Origin of the sequence: Cupriavidus sp. KB_39 (assembly GCF_052114485.1) — a bacterium.
Classification (GTDB): domain Bacteria; phylum Pseudomonadota; class Gammaproteobacteria; order Burkholderiales; family Burkholderiaceae; genus Cupriavidus.
This window is the reverse complement of sequence record NZ_JBFREV010000253.1, coordinates 1-370: the sequence shown is the minus strand read 5'-3', so window position 1 is coordinate 370 and position 370 is coordinate 1. Positions and strand designations below refer to the sequence as shown.

The 370-nt window shown below is 67.8% G+C and carries 1 protein-coding gene; it reads right to left on the bottom strand.

Features of this window, described 5'->3' with window-relative positions; all coding sequences use genetic code 11:
• On the bottom strand, positions 1-370 hold a 370-nt coding region (locus AB4Z27_RS29815; RefSeq protein WP_441646086.1), incomplete at both ends, for an MFS transporter.

The following is a 370-nucleotide window of genomic DNA, read 5'->3' as shown; positions in this document are numbered from 1 at the left end:
GCACCTCGGTCAGCGGCGAGTCGGTCTTGTCGGTGGTCTCGCGGAAGGTGGGCGTTTCCTCCAGGTGATGGCGGATGTAGTAGCCCACCGGGCCAATCACCATGCCGAGCAGGAACGGCAGGCGCCAGCCCCAGCTATTGAGGGCCTCGGTGCTCAGGGAAGCCGTGACGAAGGTGCCCACGGCGGCGCCGAGCAGCACGGCCACGCCGATGCTGGCCTGGATCCAGCTCGAATAATAGGCGCGCTGGTTCTCCGGCGCGTATTCGGTCAGGAAGGCGGTGGCGCCGCCCATCTCGCCGCCGGCGGAGAAGCCCTGCATGAGCCGGGCCACCACGATCAGCAGCGGCGCGAACAGGCCGATCTGGTCATA